At 36.1% G+C, this 208-nt stretch carries 1 pseudogene; it reads left to right on the top strand.

The window, feature by feature from the left end:
- Positions 1 to 68: 68 nt before the first annotated feature.
- Positions 69 to 208: pseudogene (locus NO346_RS14825) on the top strand (IS4 family transposase); the annotation flags it as partial.

Genomic DNA, 208 nt, shown 5'->3' with positions numbered 1-208 from the left:
AAGAATTTAGCTCAAATTTAACCTGACAGGCACAATAAAAAATGGGTAACTGTCAGATCAGGTTTGAGCTAGTACAAATTGTAAAACAGACATGTAATCTTTCTTCCGCATCTAAAGCCTTACCCATCACGTGCTTACCACAATCATTTTATCGACGTATACAACGCTTCTTTGCAGATCAGTATTTCGATTATCGTCAAATTTCTCA

This window comes from Acinetobacter sp. 5862 (assembly GCF_024494585.1).
Classification (GTDB): Bacteria; Pseudomonadota; Gammaproteobacteria; order Pseudomonadales; family Moraxellaceae; genus Acinetobacter.
This window is presented reverse-complemented; position numbering and strand designations above follow the sequence as displayed.